General features: G+C 51.6%; 1 protein-coding gene. It reads left to right on the forward strand.

What is annotated here, in order from left to right; genetic code table 11:
* The coding region (locus Y887_RS17760) for a phage capsid family protein (RefSeq protein WP_046965613.1) at positions 1-533 on the forward strand (533 nt) is incomplete at both ends.

Below are 533 nucleotides of genomic sequence, written 5' to 3' on the forward strand. Positions count from 1 at the left end.
AAAAGCGGTTTCGCCGGACAAGAAAAGCACGAAGCAGACCAGCGCGGGTGCGCCGGTTGTCCGTATCACAGACCTTAACAAACAGGCCGGTGATGAAGTGACCTTCAGCATCATGCACAAACTCTCAAAACGTCCGACGATGGGAGATGAGCGTGTTGAAGGTCGTGGTGAGGATCTCAGCCATGCTGACTTCTCCCTGAAAATCAATCAGGGACGTCACCTGGTGGATGCAGGCGGACGTATGAGTCAGCAGCGCACGAAGTTTAACCTGGCATCCTCAGCCAGAACGCTTCTGGGGACGTACTTTAATGACCTGCAGGACCAGTGTGCGATAGTGCATCTTGCTGGAGCTCGTGGTGATTTTGTTGCTGACGACACTATTCTGCCGACAGCGGAGCACCCTGAATTCAAAAAAATCATGATCAACGATGTACTGCCTCCGACACATGACCGTCACTTTTTTGGCGGTGATGCGACAAGCTTTGAGCAGATTGAAGCGGCAGATATTTTTTCTATTGGCCTGGTGGACAATC

It is taken from the genome of Xanthomonas pisi DSM 18956 (assembly GCF_001010415.1).
GTDB lineage: Bacteria > Pseudomonadota > Gammaproteobacteria > Xanthomonadales > Xanthomonadaceae > Xanthomonas > Xanthomonas pisi.